Source organism: Hydrogenophaga sp. A37 (assembly GCF_002001205.1).
Lineage (GTDB): Bacteria > Pseudomonadota > Gammaproteobacteria > Burkholderiales > Burkholderiaceae_C > Hydrogenophaga.
The window spans coordinates 101136-117313 of the sequence record NZ_MUNZ01000188.1; the positions used below are offsets into that span (position 1 = coordinate 101136).

The following is a 16178-nucleotide window of genomic DNA, read 5'->3' on the forward strand; positions in this document are numbered from 1 at the left end:
AGATCGCGCCCCATGAACACACCGACCTCTGCCCACACCTTCCCGAGCTGGAACGACGCCGCCACCGCCGGCATGGACGAACCCCAGTTGCTGCTCTACCGCTCCAACCTGCTGGGCTCCGACCTGCGCATCACCAACTACGGGGGCGGCAATACCTCCGCCAAGATCTGGCAACAAGACCCACTGACCGGCGAACAGACCGAGGTGCTGTGGGTCAAGGGCTCGGGCGGCGACGTGGGCTCGATGAAGCTCGACGGCTTCTCCACGCTCTACATGGACAAGCTGCGCGCCTTGAAGGGCCTGTACCGTGGCCTGGCCAACGAGGACGAGATGGTGGGCTACCTGCCGCACTGCACCTTCAACCTGAACGCCCGCGCTGCCTCCATCGACACCCCGCTGCACTCCAGCCTGCCCTATGTGCACGTGGACCACATGCACCCCGACGCGGTGATCGCCATCGCCGCCATGGCGAATTCCGAGGCCATCACGAAACAGGTGTTCGGCGGCACCGTGGGCTGGATGCCCTGGCTGCGCCCCGGCTACGAACTGGGCCAACAGCTGGCGGCCTGCAACGCCGCGAACCCGGGCCTGCGCGGCATCGTGCTGGGCGGCCACGGCCTGTTCAGCTGGGGTGACACCTCGAAGGCCTGTTACGAGAACACGGTGGACCTGATCCAGCGCGCACAGACCTGGCTGAACCAGGAACGCGAGGCGCGCAACCTGCCCGTGTTTGGCGGCGCGGTCATGACCCCGCTGGCCGAGGCCGAGCGCGACGCCGCCCTGGCCCGCGTGCTGCCGGTGCTGCGCGGCCTGTCGGCCGAAGGCTCGCCCAAACTGTTGCACCTCAACACCTCGGCCGAGGTGATGGACTTTGTGAACTCCAAGGACCTGGAACCGCTGGCCGCGCTCGGCACCTCGTGTCCCGACCACTTCCTGCGCACCAAGATCCGCCCGCTGATCGTGCCGGAGGCTGTTTACCAGCTGCACGGCGCCGAGCTGAAGGCGTGTCTGAGCGAGCTGCTGGCCGGCTACCGCGCCGACTACGCAGCCTATTACGAACGCTGCAAGCGCGCCAACAGCCCGGCGCTGCGCGACCCGAACCCGGTGGTGATCCTGCTTCCGCGCATCGGCATGGTGACGATCGCCAAAGACAAGGCCACGGCCCGCATCGCTGGCGAGTTCTACGTCAACGCGATCAACGTCATGCGCGAAGCCAACGCGGTGGACCGGTACGTGGGTCTGCCCGAGCAGGAGGCGTTTGACATCGAATACTGGCTGCTCGAAGAAGCCAAGCTGCAGCGCATGGCCAAGCCCAAGCCCATGGTGGGCAAGGTGGCGTTGGTCACCGGCGGCGCCGGTGGCATCGGCCAGGCCATCGCGAAACGCATCCTGGCCGACGGCGGCTGCGTGGTGCTGGCCGACATCGACCAGGACGCCCTCAACACGGTGGGCGCCGAGCTCGCCAAGGCCCACGGCAAAGACCATGTGCGTGGCGTGCGCTGCGACGTGACCGACGAGGCCAGCGTGATCGCCGCATTCGACCGTGCCGCCATCGAATTCGGTGGTGTGGACATTCTGGTGAGCAACGCCGGCATCGCCTCGGCCGCGCCCATTGAAGACACCAGCCTCGCGCTGTGGAACAAAAACCAGAGCATCCTGGCCACGGGCTATTTCCTCGTGGGCCGCGAGGCCTTCAAGCAGATGAAGGCGCAAGGCACGGGCGGCGCCATCATCATGATCGCCAGCAAGAACGGCATGGTCGCGAGCAACCAGGCCACGGCCTACTGCGCGGCCAAGGCCGCCGAGATCCAGCTCAGCCGCAGCTTCGCGCTGGAAGGCGCGCCGCTGGGCATCCGCTCCAACGTGGTGAACCCCGACGCGGTGATCCGCGGCTCCAAGATCTGGACCGGAAAATGGAGCGAAGAACGCGCCGCCGCCAACAAGATCGACGAAGGCGACCTCGAAGCTTTCTACCGCGACCGCAGCATGCTCAAGCGCAGCGTGTTCCCGGAAGACATCGCCGAGGCCACCTATTTCTTCGCCGCCGAGCACCTGAGCGCCAAGAGCACCGGCAACATCCTCAACGTGGACGCGGGCAACCTCGCGGCATTTACAAGGTAACCCCCCGCCCCCCAGGGGGCGACACCAGCGGCCCAACGAAGCCGGTTCCGCGGCGTCCACAGACGAGAGGGCTGCGCAGGCACCCGCTCAACAAGGAGACAACATGAAGACCATCGACAGCAGCTTTCTCGCCTCGCACAACTACTCGCTGGCGCGCCACGCGCACCACGACTACGAGCACCTGGGCGAACAACTCGCGCGCCGCAACATCGACATCGAAACCGTGCGCCAGCAGGTGGCGGCCTTCGGTGTGGCCATCCCCAGCTGGGGCGTGGGCACCGGCGGCACGCGCTTCGCGCGCTTCCCCGGCCAGGGCGAACCGCGCCATGTGTTCGACAAGCTGCAGGACTGCGGCGTGATCCAGCAACTGGCGCGCGCCACGCCCACGGTGAGCCTGCACATTCCATGGGACAAGTGCAGCGACTGGAGCGAGCTGCGCCAGGCCGCGGCCAACGCCGGTCTGGCGTTCGACGCCATCAACTCCAACACCTTCAGCGACCAACCGGGCCAGGCCCACAGCTACAAATACGGCAGCCTGAGCCACACCGACGCAGCCACCCGCGCCCAGGCCGTGGTGCACAACCTCGAATGCATCGACATCGGCCAGGCGCTGGGCAGCAAGGCGCTCACGGTGTGGGTGGGCGACGGCAGCAACTTCCCCGGCCAGCAGCATTTCCGCCGCGCCTTCGACCGCTACCTGGAGAGCGCACAACAGATCTACGCGGCGTTGCCGGGCGACTGGCGCATGATGCTGGAGCACAAGATCTGCGAGCCGGCCTTCTACGCCACCGTGATCCAGGACTGGGGATCGAGCTTCCTGGCCGCGCAGACCCTGGGCCCGAAGGCGCAGTGCCTGGTCGACCTGGGCCACCACGCGCCCAACGTGAACATCGAACTCATCGTGGCGCGCCTGATCGCGGCCGGCAAGCTCGCGGGCTTCCACTTCAACGACAGCAAATACGGTGACGACGACCTCGACGCGGGATCCGTCTCGCCGTACCGCCTGTTCCTGGTGTTCAACGAGCTGGTGGCCGCGGCGCACGAGGGCGTGGCCTTCGATCCGGCTTACATGCTGGACCAAAGCCACAACGTGACCGACCCCATCGAGAGCCTGATGACCAGCGCCGTCCAGGTGCAGCGCAGTTACGCGCAGGCCCTTCTGGTGGACCGCGCCGCGCTCGACGCTGCGCAGGAGGCCAACGACGCGCTCACCGCGACGCACCTGCTCAAGCAGGCCTTCCAGACCGACGTGACCCCGCTGCTGCAGCGCGTGCGGCTGGACGCCGGTGGCGCCCTCGACCCGGTGGCCGCCTACCGCGCCAGCGGCTACCGCCAGCGTGTGGCCGGCGAGCGCCCGGCCGCCGTGGGCGGTGGCGGCGGCATCGTGTGAACCCATTCACCGGCCGGGGCGGCGCACGAGCCGCCCCGCCGGCCAACCCATCTTGACCGCTGGCGTTTCCCAACACCGACGGCAGGACAACGACCCCGACAGGTCGGCCTTTTCAACCGCGACGACATCCTTTGGAGACATACATGAAAAAAACCCGTTTCGCACTGACCGCTGCCGCCCTGGCGCTGGCCCTGGTTCAGCCGGCCTTCGCCGCCGACAAGATCGCCCTCGTGGTCAAGAGCCTGGGCAACGGCTTCTTTGACGCCGCCCACCAGGGCGCGCTCGAAGCCGCCAAGGAGCTCAAGGACGTCGAGATCATCTACACAGGCCCCGCCAAGGCCACGGCCGAAGGCCAGATCGAGATCGTCAACTCCCTGATCGCGCAGAACGTGAAGGCCATCGTGATCTCCGCCAACGACCCCGACGCGCTGGTGCCGTCGCTGAAGAAGGCCATGGCCCGTGGCATCAAGGTGATTTCGTTCGACTCGGGCGTGAAGAAGGAAGGCCGTTTGATGCAGCTGAACCCGTCGAACAGCGCGCTGATCGGCGAGAAGCTGGTGAAGATGAGCGAGCAGGTGGTGGGCAAGACCGGCGAGATCGCCGTGCTGTCGGCCACCGCGCAGGCCACCAACCAGAACATCTGGATCGCCGAGATGAAGAAGGTGCTGGCTCAGCCCGAGTACGCGGGCCTGAAACTGGTCAACGTGGTCTACGGCGACGACCAGACCGACAAGAGCTACCGCGAAGCGCAGGGCCTGTTCAAGAGCTATCCCAACCTGAAGGCCATCGTGGCCCCGACCACGGTGGGCATTGCCGCCGCGGCCAAGGCCGTGCAGGACGAGAAGAAGGTCGGCCAGATCTTCGTGACCGGCCTGGGCCTGCCGTCTGAAATGGCCGGCCATGTGAAGAGCGGCGCGGTGAAGTCGTTCGCGATCTGGAACCCCATCGACCTCGGTTACTCGTCCATCATGGCCGCCAGTGCCTTCATCAAGGGCACGGCCAAGGGCGTGGCCGGCGAGAAGATTTCGCTGGGTCGCGTGGGCAGCACCACGCTGGACAAAGACCTCGAAGGCGCGATGGCCGAGCCGTTCACCTACGACGCCGGCAACGTGGACAAGTTCGCAAAAATCTTCTGAAGCACCCCCTGCGCCGCTTCGCGTCTTCCCCCTCTCTCGCCTTAGGCGGGAGGGGGACGGCACTGGCCGTCCGGCAAAGCCGGCCCGGCGGTGCCCTGGGGCTGCACCGCTGCGCGCGGTGCGGGCGGCGCTCCGGCGCCGTGGGACTCCCCAGCTTCGACTCCTGATGGCCGGCAACGGTTCTACGGGGAACCTGCCGTACCCTTGCCGAGCCTCTTGCCTCCACCACGCTGCCATGAACCCTGATTCCCCTCCCGCGTGGCTGTCGCTGCGCGGCATCCACAAACGCTTTGGCCCCACCCACGCCTTGAAGGGCGTGGACCTGGACCTGGTGCCTGGCCAGGTGCTGGCCCTGATCGGTGAAAACGGTGCCGGCAAATCCACGCTGGTGAAAACGCTCACCGGCGTGCACCAGCCCGAAGAGGGCGAGATCCGCATCGAAGGCCGGCCACAGCGTTTTGCCAAGGCGCAGGACGCGCAGGCCGCCGGCATCGTGGCGGTGCACCAGGAAACGGTGATGTTCGAGGAGCTAAGCGCGGCCGAGAACATCTTCATCGGCCGACAGCCCCTGCGTGGCGCGGGCCTGTTCAAGGTGATCGACTGGGCCCGCATGAACGCCGAGGCCCAGGTGGTGCTCGACCGCGTGGGCGCGGGCTTTGCCGCCACCACGCTGGTTAAACAGTTGAGCCTGGCGCAGCGCCACCTGATCGAGATCGCGCGCGCTTTGTCGCAGAACGCCCGGGTGGTGATTCTCGACGAGCCCACCGCCGCCCTGTCGCAGGCCGAGATCCGCGACTTCTTCGGCCTCGTGCGCGGCCTGAAGAACGAGGGCGTGGCGGTGCTTTTCATCACCCACAAGTTCGACGAGATTTTTGCTGTCTGCGACCGCTACGTGGTCTTGCGCGACGGCGCGTCGGTGGGCTCGGGCGCCATCGCCGAGGCCGACGAACCCACCCTGGTGGGCCTGATGGCGGGCCGCGCCATCGAACAGATCTACCCGCCCATCCACAGCCAGCCGGGCGAGGTGGTGCTGCAGGTGAAAGGCCTCAGCCACCCAACCGAATTCGCCGACCTCGGCTTCGAACTGCGGCGCGGCGAGATCCTGGGTTTCTACGGCCTGATCGGCGCCGGCCGCAGCGAGGCCATGCTGGCGCTGATGGGCCTGAACCCGGCGGCCACGGGCGAGGTGGTGGTCGAGGGCCGCCGCATCGAGATCCGCCGGCCCGGCGACGCCATCGCCGCCGGCCTGGCCTACGTGCCCGAAGAACGGCAGCGCCAAGGCGCCGTGCTGGGTTTTTCGGTGCGGCACAACATCAGCCTGGCCGGTCTCGCCAGCGGTGTGTCGGCGCTGTCGCGTGGGCCTTGGTTGTCGGCCGCGCGCGAGTCCCATCTCGCGGCCCGCATGATCGAACGCCTGCGCATCAAGACCGCGAGCCAGGACACGCCGCTGTCGGGTCTGTCGGGCGGCAACCAGCAGAAGGTGGTGATCGCCAAGTGGCTGGGGCTGAACCCGCGCATCGTGATCCTGGACGAGCCCACCAAGGGCATCGACGTGGGCGCCAAACAGGCCGTCTACCACCTGATCGCCGAGATGGTGGAGCAGGGCCTGGCGGTGATTCTCGTGTCGTCCGAATTGCCCGAGGTGATGCACCTCGCGCACCGCGTCATCGTCATGCGGCGCGGCCGCATGGTGAGCGAATTTGCCATGGGCTCGGTGGACGCTGAGACCATCGTGTCCGCCGCGTCAGGCCTGGGCCTCGGGCATGGCGCCGCTGTGCCGTCGCCCACCGCTGCGGTGCCCCCTGTCCGTCTGTCCTCCGAGGTGCAACCATGACAACCAACCCCCTGACCGCGCTGGCGCAGGTGCGGCGCGAGTGGCTGCTGCTGGCCATCATCGCCGTCATCGTGCTCGCGGTGGGCGCGCGCGCGCCCGTGTTCCTGACCCTGCGCAACGCGCTGGACATCGGCAACGACTCGGCCATCCTCGCCATCCTGGTGATGGGCCAGATGCTGGTGCTGCTGACGCGTGGCGTCGACCTCTCGGTGGCATCCAACCTGGCGCTCACCGGCATGTTGTGCGCGCTGGCCGGGCGCGCCTGGCCCGGCATTCCGCTGGTGGCGCTGATCGCCATGGCCTGCGCCATCGGCGCGGCGCTGGGCTTCGTCAACGGCTGGCTGATCATGCGGTTCTCGCTGCCGTCCATCGTGGTCACGCTGGGCACGCTGTCGCTCTACCGGGGCGCGGTGTTTGTGTCCAGCGGCGGCGCCTGGGTGTCGGACCACGAGATCCACCCGCTCATCAAAGGCCTGCCGCGCGAGACCCTGCTCGGCCTGCCCATGCTGATCTGGTTCGCCGCCGTGGTGGTGGCGCTCGCGTTCTGGCTGCTGCACTGGCGGCGCGAAGGCCGCGAGCTGTACGCCTACGGCGGCAACCCCTCGGCCGCGCTGTACGCCGGCATTCCGGTGCAGCGCCGGCTGGTGATGGCCTACACCGTGTCGGGCCTGCTGGCCGGGCTGGCGGGCCTGCTCTGGGTGGGGCGGTATTCGATTGCGTTTTCCGAGCTGGCCTCGGGCTACGAGCTGACGGTGATCGCCGCCTGCGTGATCGGCGGCGTGAGCATCGGTGGCGGTGTCGGCACGATTGGCGGTGCGGTGCTCGGCGTGTTGTTCATCGGCGTGGTCAACGGCGCGCTGCCGGTGATCCAGGTCTCGCCGTTCTGGCAGCAGGCGATTGCGGGCGCGGTGATTTTGATTTCGGTGGTGCTCAACGCCACGGCCGACCGCAAAAAAGGGCGGCAGATACTGGACCGCTCGGCGGTTCCACAAGGAGCGACAGCATGAGGGCACTCGACACCTGGGAGCGCGTGCTGATCGCGCTGATCATGTTGGTCTACCTGGGCTTCGGCCTGGGCATCGAGGGCTTCTTCTCGCCCTACGCGCTGGCCGACAGCACCTACAACTTTTCAGAGAAGGCCCTGATCGCGCTGGCGATGGCGCTGCTGGTGGTGTCGGGCGAGATCGACCTCTCGATCGCCGCCACCATGGCGCTGGCCTCGCTGGCCATGGGCCTGGCGATGCAGGCCGGTGCCAGCCTGCCGCTGATGCTGTGCGCCGCGGTGGCCACGGGCGCGCTCTGCGGCGGGCTCAACGGCTGGCTGGTGACGCGCTGGAAGTTGCCGTCCATCGTGGTCACCATCGGCACGCTCTCGCTCTACCGGGGCCTAGCCCAGGTGGTGCTGGGCGACCAGGCGATCACCGGCTACCCCGAGACGCTGAGCACCTGGGGCAACGGCAGCATCGGCGACCTGATCGGCCAGCCGGGGTTCATCGTGCCCATCGAGTTCGGCGTGATGTTGCTGATGGCGATCTTGGTGGGCCTGTTCCTGCACGCCACGGTGCACGGCCGGCGGGTTTACGCCATCGGCGCCAACCCGATTGCGTCGCGTTTTTCGGGCATCTCGGTGGACCGCTACCGGCTCGGCCTGTTCGTGTTCGCCGGCATCATGGCGGCGCTCGCGGCCATCCTGCTCACCGGGCGCATTGGCAGCACGCGGCCCAACCTGGCCATGGGCTGGGAACTGGACGCGGTGACCATCGTGATCCTCGGCGGCGTGGCCATCGAGGGCGGGCGCGGCAGCATCGTGGGCGTGATCCTCGCGGCCGTGCTGCTGGGCAGCTTCAACTTCGCGCTGGGCATGCTCAACGTGTCGGGCATCGTGATGTCGATGATCGTGGGCGCGCTGCTGATCGTGGCCATGGTGCTGCCGCGCTGGCTCAAGGTGTTGCGCCGTCCGTCCGCCGCCGTGCTTAAACCAGCCTGAACAGGAAGCCCGCCATGAACACCGAAAAGATCGCATTCCGCATGTTCCTGAAGCTCGGCTGCGAGTCCGAGTACCAGCGGCGTCACGATGCCATCTGGCCCGAGCTGTCGGCCCTGCTGAAGGAGCGCGGCGTGTCCGACTACAGCATCTTTCTCGACGCGCCGCGCGGCGTGCTGTTCGCCGTCTTGCGCCGCAGCGCCGGCCACGGCATGGACACCCTGCCGCAGCACCCGGTGATGCAGCGCTGGTGGCAGCACATGAAAGACCTGATGCAGACGAACCCCGACGGTTCGCCCGTGGCCGAGCCGCTGCACTGCGTGTTCCACCTGGACTGAGTTCGTGACCCACACCCTCATCCTCGACATCGGCAAGACCAACGCCAAGCTGCTGCTCATCAACGAGGCCGGTGAGGTGCTGGCCCGCGAGGTGCAGGCCAACGAGGCGGTGCAGGGCCCCGATTACCTGGAACTCGGCGTGGCCGCGCTCGAGGCCTGGCTGCTGCGTTGCATCCCCGCCTTGCCCCAGCGCGAGCGCATCGCGCACCTCCACATCAGCACCCACGGTGCGGCCTTCTGCGCCATCGACGGCGAGCGCCTGGTGCTGCCGCCCATGGACTACGAGTGGGACGGTTACGGCGCGCACCGCGAAGCCTTTCACCGCCTCGCCGACGGCTTCGACGCCACCGGTTCGCCCGACCTGCCGCTGGGCCTCAACGCCGGTCTGCAGCTCTACTGGCTGCAGCAGACGCAGCCTGCCGCCTGGCAGCGCATCCGCTACTGGCTGCCGTACCCGCAGTACTGGGCCTGGTGGTTCAGCGGCGTGGCCGCGAGCGAGGTGTCTTCGCTTGGTTGCCACACCCACCTGTGGTTACCTGAGCGCCAGCAACCGGCCGCGTGGGCGCGGCGAGCCGGCATCGCCGACCTGTTTGCGCCGCTGAGACCGGCATGGGAGGTGCTGGGCCCGGTGAAGCCCGATCTGGCCGTGCGCCTGCAGCTGCCCACCACCTGCCAGGTGCACGTGGGCGTGCACGACAGCAACGCCTGCCTGGCCCGCCACCTGCACGCCGTGCCTCACGGCACGGTGGTCTCCACCGGCACCTGGTGCGTGGTCATGGCGCCCGGTGGCACGGCGGCGGCGCTCACGCCCGGGCGCGATGAGCTGGTCAACGTGTCGGTGGAAGGCGGGGCCGTGCCCACCGCGCGTTTCATGGGCGGGCGCGAGTTCGCCGCCCTGTGCGGCGGCGCCGACCCCGCGCTCGCCACACTGGCCGCGCTCGACGAACTGCTGGCACAGGGCTGGGCGGCCACGCCGTCGTTTGCGGAAGCCGGCCCTTATCAAGGCCAACAGGGCCGTGTGTGGCAACACGGGCTGGTGCAGGCCGCTGGCGCACAGGCGGTGCCCGCGCACCTGCGGCCGGCGCTCGCGGCGCTCTATGGCGCCGACATCACGGCCGAGCTGGTGGCCTCGCTGGCCAACGGTGCCGCCGCCTCGGCGCCCGTGGTGGTGGAAGGGCCGCTCGCGGGCAACGTGGTCTACAACACGGCGCTCTCGGCCTGGCTGGCCGGTCGCCGTGTGCTGCGCTCGACCGATGCCCTCGAAGGCACGGCGCGCGGCGCCTGGATGCTGGCCGACTGGCCCGCCCGCGCGCGGCTTTCGGGCTGGTACGAACCCTTGCCTGAGGTGGGGCAGGATCTGCAGCAGCGGCTGCATCGGTACAGAAACCAACGCACGGCCTTGCTCGTGTCCATCTGAATCACCCCAGCCGGATGCCCACCCGCGTGATGCGGTCACCGTCCATCTGGCGCACGCTCAGCTCGGCAGCGCCCAGCAGCGCGCCGTCGCCCACCACCGGCGGGCGGTTGATTTCGATGCGAAGCCAGGTGGCCACATCGGTTTGTGGTGCAGCAGGCATGGGCAGCCCGTAGAACCCGCACAGCGAGTCCATCGGCGTGCTGGCGTCGATCACGAAATCACCAAACACCTCGCGGTGGCCTTGTTCGTCTTTCGGGTCCGGCAGGGCCACGCCCAGCCACCGCGCGCTCCAGGCAATGGTCGAGCCCTGCAGCAGCAGCGAGGTGAGCACCACCACGAAGGCCACGTTGAAAAACGTGCGCGCGCCGTCCACCCCCGCCATCAGCGGAAACACCGCCAGCACGATCGGCACCGCCCCACGCAGCCCCACCCACGAGATGAAGCCGATCTCGCGCCCGCTGAAACGGAACGGCGCCAGACACAGCCACACCGAGATCGGCCGGGCCACGAGCATCAGCGCCGCCGACACCCCCAGCGCCGGCCACAGCGTGCGCAAGATGTCGCTCGGCGTCACCAGCAGACCCAGCAGCAAGAACATGGCCGCCTGTGCCAGCCAGGCGTAACCGTCCATGGCCGAGAGCGCCCGCCGCACCGGGCGCTGCGCCCGGTTGCCCGTCACCACGCCCATGGCGTACACCGCCAGAAACCCCGAGCCGCCCAGCCAGGTGGTGGCCGCGAACACCGCCAGTCCGCCCGACACCACCAGCAGCGCGCGCACGCCGCCACCGCCTTCTGACCCGCGGCCCAGCCGGTTGAGCAAGGCCGCCAGCGCCCAGCCACTGCCCAGGCCCATGGCCGTGCCCCAGCCCAGGTGCAGCAACAGCGCCCACACGGCGTGCAGCACCTGCTGCGCGTCCCACGGCGTTGCGACGGCGTTCACCGCCTGCCCCGCCGTGGCCAGCCCGATGAAGGTGAGCGTCAGGTAGACCGCCATCGGATCGTTCAGGCCCGACTCGATCTCCAGCGTCGCGGCCACGCGCTCGTTGAGCGTCACGCCCGACGACTTCATCAGCGAGAACACCGCTGCCGCGTCGGTCGAGCCCACGATGGCGCCCACCAGCAAGGCCAGTGGCCAGCTCAGGCCCAGCAGCCAGCGCGCCGCCAGACCGGTGATGCCCGCGCACACCAGCACGCCCAGTGTGGCCAGCAGCATCGATGGCCTCAACCCGGTGCGGAAGGTGGCGTGGTCGGTGCGCAAACCGCCGTCCAGCAGGATCACCGCGAGCGCCACGTTGCCGACCCAGAAGCTCAGGTGGAAATCATCAAACACCAGCCCGCCCGGCCCGTCCACCCCGGCCAGGATGCCCACCAGCAGGAACACCAGCAGGAACGAAAACCCCACGCGCGCCGACAACACCCCCGCCAGCACGCTCACGAACACCAGCGACGCGGCCACGAGCAGCGGCAGAGCGAGGAAGTCGAGCGAGAGGGCCATGGCCGCAAGCTAACAGAATGTGTGCCAGTTGCGGTGCAAGAGGAGAGGCTCCTCGGAAACACAGGTGCAGCTCAGTCACCTTGTCCGGCGGTGACTGATGGTGAGGTGGGTTTCAAATAGTAACTATCCCTTGCTGCTTATCCCCTCACGGACAACGATGTGTGCCTTTCCTCCGTCGGCTTCGCGTATGTGGCCGGTGTTGGGTTTCCAGTGTCTGTTCGCACGGGGGGCATATGAAGCGTCTTCACAATCTGGGTGCGTACTCACAGGTGCTGCCCTACGCCAGTGAGGTGTTCGGGGTCTACCAGCCGCTGATTGGCTGGACATCGAAGCGGCAACGGGAACGGCTTGATCGCGGGTTCCGAAACGATCTCATCCGTGCCGAGAGAGGGCTGCTGGGCAGGTTCACGCCGTCGGTGGAATTGCGCAGCCTCGAAGAAGGGCGACTGGCAGAGATCCGCAAAGTGCGTGTCGCCCAGCTGGAGCCATGGCGCCGCCGCAGCACCGGAACATTGCTCGGAGACCTCCTGAGCAAGAAGCTGCCGGACCTGGACCGGCTTGACGAGGCCGCTTGGGATGTGATCGACGAGGGGCTTCTGGACGACATGCTCGCGAGGTCCGTCGTTCCCGAAGTTGAGGAATGGCAGCGCAGCCAGTTGGCGAACAGGCAGGGCCTTGGCACCGCCGACCGGGTGGCCGAGCAGCTGGCCCGGGAGTCGTCGTTTGCCGGCCTGCTCGTGTATCTCAGGAAGACCAAGCAGTTCGATGCGCTCAAAGACCTGTTTTTCAAGGTCAATGCGGACCTGCCCAAGCTGCAGTCGCTGCTCCAATTCCGCGATCCGCTGGACCACTTCGATCCCAAAAAGGACATCGACCGCGCAGCGTTGTCGCCGATCGGGATCGTGCATCTGTTCCGGCAGTATTTTTTTGAGTTCGACACCTTCCTTGGCTCGCCGGTGGGTCACGTCTGGCTGAGCCCTGGGTCGGTGGTGGAACTGGTCGAGGTGTCCACCCGCCGCACGCTGGTGGAGAAGGTGATCGAGCAGGCGACCGAATCAGTGACCAAGACCGAAAAAAGCCTGACCGAGGAGGAAGAGATCTCCGATGCCGTGAAGCAGGAGAACCGCTCGGACACGAAGTTCGGCATGAACGCGACGGTCAACCAAGGATGGATCACCGGCAGCGCGACCGCTACGGCCAGTCTGAACATGGAGAACACGCAGTCGACTGCCCGCGAGCACACCCACCGACAGATGCGGCAGCAATCCCAGAAGCTGTCGACCGAGATCCGCAAGAACTTCAAGTCGACCTTCCGCACGGTGACCGAGACGATCGACACCTCCAGCAAGCGCTACGTGTTGAACAACACCACCGACAAACTCGTCAACTACGAACTGCGCCGCAAGATGCGCCAGGTCGGGGTGCAGGTGCAGGACATCGGGACCTACCTGTGCTGGCAGACGTTCGTCGACGATCCCGGGCGCGATCTCGGGGTGGCCAAGCTGGTTCACATTGCGAAGAACCCGGATGTGTCGGGGGTGCCGGCGCCCGAATCGATCCCTCGGCCAGCCGACCACGTGACGCCCGTCAATGTCGACATCCCGTTCGTGCCGATGACCCAGGACACCGAGCCCGACGAAGACATGGACGAGGCGTACCGCGACGGGGTGGAGGTGAATACCGACACCGCCGAGGGAACACCCGAGAAGGTGCAGCATGTGTTCAATGGCCTCCGGATGGTGTGTGACCAGCCCGGCTATACCTACGCCGGCATCGACTTCGACTACGGGGGGCAGGATGTTCGGGTCGATGTGATCAACCTGGATCATTCGGTGCGGGGGCAAGTGGCGTTCGGCGTCAAGGTCCGGCACATCAACTTCCGCAACAACCCGAATGTGCGCATCGTTGCCAACGTCAAATGGACCCCTGCGGCGGACGTGCTGGCCGAAATCGAGGCGAAGAACAAGGCCGCAATCGCGACGTTCAAGGCCGCCTCGAAGCGCTTGTTCGAGCAGGAGTTCCTTGCCGCCGCGCAGGACCGGATCAACAAGGCCAGCCGCATCGAGCGAAGGCCTTTCGAGGACTTGCGAGAGGAAGAGCGGATCGTCGTCTATCGCGCGCTCATCCAGGACATGCTCACGCGGGGCGTGCCGATGCCGGACGACCGGACTCGCCACGTGGTGAGCGAACTGCTTAACACCATTTTCGATATCGACAAGATGCTGTATTTCGTGGCGCCGGAGTGGTGGCGTCCGCGCCTGCATCGCAGCCACCAGGCCGTCGGTGTCCCAGCTGCAGCCGCTGCGGGGGGTGAGGGCGGCACTCGAACGGCGGTCACGTCGGTCCATCGCTCGATGGCGAGCATGGCCAATCCCGGGGTGTTCACGCAGTCGGCTCTGAAGAAGCTGCAGCAAGGCGAGCGCGAGGACGCGTCCATTCCCACTACCTCGGTGGTTGCCTGGGGCGGTATCGGAGAGAACCGGGCAGACAACTACTACATCACGCACGACAGCGAACCGGCGCGACTTGGGGCGTCGCTGGGGTGGCTGATGCAACTGGACGGCGACAACATGCGCAACGCGTTCCTGAACGCGCCGTGGGTCAAGGCCGTGATCCCGATCCGGCCGGGGAAGGAGAAGGCGGCAATCAACTGGTTGCAGCAGACCGGTGTGGAAGGGGCGATGGGCCTGGACCAGACCTATGTTGCGCCCGCAGGCGAGCTGGCGGGAATCCCGCATGACGGCTCTGCGCCGACGGTGCTGGATGCGATCGAGCACCTGTGTGCAAAGGTCTCTGCGAAGCATGCCTCGTCGGCGCAGGTGGGTCAGTTTCCTCCGGAAGAAATCGACGACGCCAACAAAGTGTCGGCCACGCCGATCGACAAGGTGTTCGAGCACGGCTTCTATCCGCTACAGGGCGGGTTCCGGGTGGCGCCGGGTGCGGATGAGTTCGAGGTGTTCGACCAGTGGGTCGAGGTGCTACCGACCGATCAGGTGGTGCCGGTGGAGGTGAAGTACGACCCCAAGACGGGGCGCCAGGTCTAGCGCGGTCAGGGGCCTCAGGTGGCCGATTGGTTCCTGCCCCAGGGCACGCCCGGATCGCCGGACGAGTGGTGCTTTCACGTCACGCTGGCGCCCGAGATCCGGTTTTACCTGACGTACGCGAGCTACTACAAGCGCCTCGCCGAGCTCATCGCAAAGACCAAAGGCTCGTACGACGGCGTGTTCCTGGTGGGTTGGGGATTCAACCTGGAGCAGCCACTGGAAGGAAGATCCACCGCGCTGAGCGTGTTGCACAAGGCCCGCAAAAAGGAGGTCCGGGTGCGCTTGCTTGCGACACCCGACGTCGGCTACGAACAGAACGCAGAAGCCGTCCGGATGGCACGGGACAAGGACATCAACGCCGTGCTGGACGAACAACTGCCGCCGTCCAGCAAGTCCAGCCCGTCCCACCACCAGAAGGCCGTGCTGATCGACATGGTGGTTTTCAAGAAGGATCTTTACGGATACGACCGCTTCCTGTTTGTCGGAGGCATGGACATCGTGAAGGACCGATCCGACTGGATTGATGTCCAGGCGGAACTCACGGGCAATGCCGCCCGCGTGGGCAGGCTCTCTCTCGAAGAGCGCTGGCGGTCCATGACGGTCACCAACGACGGGGACAAGGCGATCACGAAGCGGGACATCGTCGAAATGTCCAAGGAAGACGTTCCGCTGCCGCACAAGGTCCAGTTCGTGCGGACCTATCCCCCGTTCCCCAAGGACCGTACAGGCTGGAAGCGCAGCTATGCCGAGCACGGCGACCACACCTATTTCCGGCTCCTCTCAAACGCCATCACCCAGGCAAAAAAAACCATCTATATAGAGGAGCACCTGCTGTTCTCCATGGGGTCCGCCCCGACAGAGGCCAACCCGCGCAAAGTGACCGACCCGCCGCGTCGCAGCGATCTGCCGCGAGCGGCAAACACACTTGAGCAGCAGGTCAAGCAGGCGGCGGCCAGGGGTGTCGAAGTGGTCATCGTGACACCCAACCTCGGAGAAGGCGTGTTCAAAAAGAACCGCGACGCCACCGCCAAATTCATGGCCACCACCAACAAGAAGCTGCGCGTGTTGGCTCTGGCCAGCACGGCGATGGTGCATTCCAAAATCTGGATCTTCGATGACGAGTTTGTCGTGTTGGGCTCAGCGAATTTCTACGGCCCGTCCCAGGCCAGCACCGACCGCATGCCGGCGGAATCCGAGTTCGGCTTCGGCTTCACGAGCAGCAACGACGGCCGATCGCTCGGTTTTCCGAAGTCGGGTTTCGCGCGGGCATTGCGCCTGGCGCTCTGGCAACGACTGCGTCGCCAGCACTTTGCGTTCTATCAATTTCCTGACGATCCCAAGAAGACCTTTTCTGAAGAGTTTGACGAGCTCATCCGACCCATCAACAGACAACCACCTTTCGTTCGGATCGTGTAGCAG

11 protein-coding genes are annotated in these 16178 nt (G+C 66.6%); 10 read left to right on the forward strand and 1 reads right to left on the reverse strand.

The features are described from left to right. Nucleotides 1–12 precede the first annotated feature (12 nt). The 8 genes from B0E41_RS25185 (at nucleotide 13) to B0E41_RS25220 (ending at nucleotide 10220) form a co-directional block, all read left to right on the forward strand. Nucleotides 13–2121 (forward strand): bifunctional rhamnulose-1-phosphate aldolase/short-chain dehydrogenase, encoded by a 2109-nt coding sequence (locus B0E41_RS25185; RefSeq protein WP_077335695.1) that lies wholly within the window; start codon nucleotides 13–15, stop codon nucleotides 2119–2121. A gap of 103 nt (nucleotides 2122–2224) precedes the next feature. Continuing rightward, the gene (gene rhaI, locus B0E41_RS25190) at nucleotides 2225–3511 is read left to right on the forward strand and encodes an L-rhamnose catabolism isomerase (RefSeq protein WP_077335697.1); all 1287 of its coding nucleotides are present in this window, start codon (nucleotides 2225–2227) and stop codon (nucleotides 3509–3511) included. 143 nt (nucleotides 3512–3654) lie between these two features. Beyond that, nucleotides 3655–4647, forward strand: a complete 993-nt coding sequence (rhaS, locus tag B0E41_RS25195) for a rhamnose ABC transporter substrate-binding protein (protein ID WP_077335698.1) — start codon at nucleotides 3655–3657, stop codon at nucleotides 4645–4647. A gap of 235 nt (nucleotides 4648–4882) precedes the next feature. Further along, nucleotides 4883–6481: a sugar ABC transporter ATP-binding protein gene (locus B0E41_RS25200; RefSeq protein ID WP_077335700.1), complete on the forward strand. Its 1599-nt coding sequence runs from the start codon at nucleotides 4883–4885 to the stop codon at nucleotides 6479–6481. Then, on the forward strand, nucleotides 6478–7488 hold the full coding sequence (locus B0E41_RS25205) for an ABC transporter permease (RefSeq protein WP_077335702.1): 1011 nt from the start codon (nucleotides 6478–6480) through the stop codon (nucleotides 7486–7488). The genes B0E41_RS25200 and B0E41_RS25205 overlap by 4 nt, the downstream gene beginning before the upstream one ends. Continuing rightward, a complete protein-coding gene (locus B0E41_RS25210) occupies nucleotides 7485–8468 on the forward strand; it encodes an ABC transporter permease (RefSeq protein WP_077335704.1) in 984 nt (327 codons plus the stop codon). Before B0E41_RS25205 ends, B0E41_RS25210 begins: the two co-directional genes overlap by 4 nt. 14 nt (nucleotides 8469–8482) lie before the next feature. Next, nucleotides 8483–8803: an L-rhamnose mutarotase gene (gene rhaM / locus B0E41_RS25215; RefSeq protein WP_077335706.1), complete on the forward strand. Its 321-nt coding sequence runs from the start codon at nucleotides 8483–8485 to the stop codon at nucleotides 8801–8803. A 4-nt stretch (nucleotides 8804–8807) separates the two neighbouring features. Further along, complete coding sequence (locus tag B0E41_RS25220) at nucleotides 8808–10220, forward strand: hypothetical protein (protein WP_077335708.1); 1413 nt, start codon at nucleotides 8808–8810, stop codon at nucleotides 10218–10220. Between the two features lies 1 nt (nucleotide 10221). Here the strand turns inward: B0E41_RS25220 and B0E41_RS25225 are convergent, their stop codons facing one another. Then, a complete protein-coding gene (locus B0E41_RS25225) occupies nucleotides 10222–11715 on the reverse strand; it encodes a potassium/proton antiporter (RefSeq protein WP_077335710.1) in 1494 nt (497 codons plus the stop codon). 233 nt (nucleotides 11716–11948) lie between these two features. Between B0E41_RS25225 and B0E41_RS25230 the strand changes: the two genes are divergently transcribed. Then, nucleotides 11949–14759, forward strand: coding sequence for a peptidoglycan-binding protein (locus tag B0E41_RS25230; protein WP_143434020.1), 2811 nt, complete (start codon nucleotides 11949–11951; stop codon nucleotides 14757–14759). Between the two features lie 18 nt (nucleotides 14760–14777). Next, nucleotides 14778–16175, forward strand: a complete 1398-nt coding sequence (locus B0E41_RS25235; protein ID WP_077335714.1) for a phosphatidylserine/phosphatidylglycerophosphate/cardiolipin synthase family protein — start codon at nucleotides 14778–14780, stop codon at nucleotides 16173–16175. Nucleotides 16176–16178 lie beyond the last annotated feature (3 nt).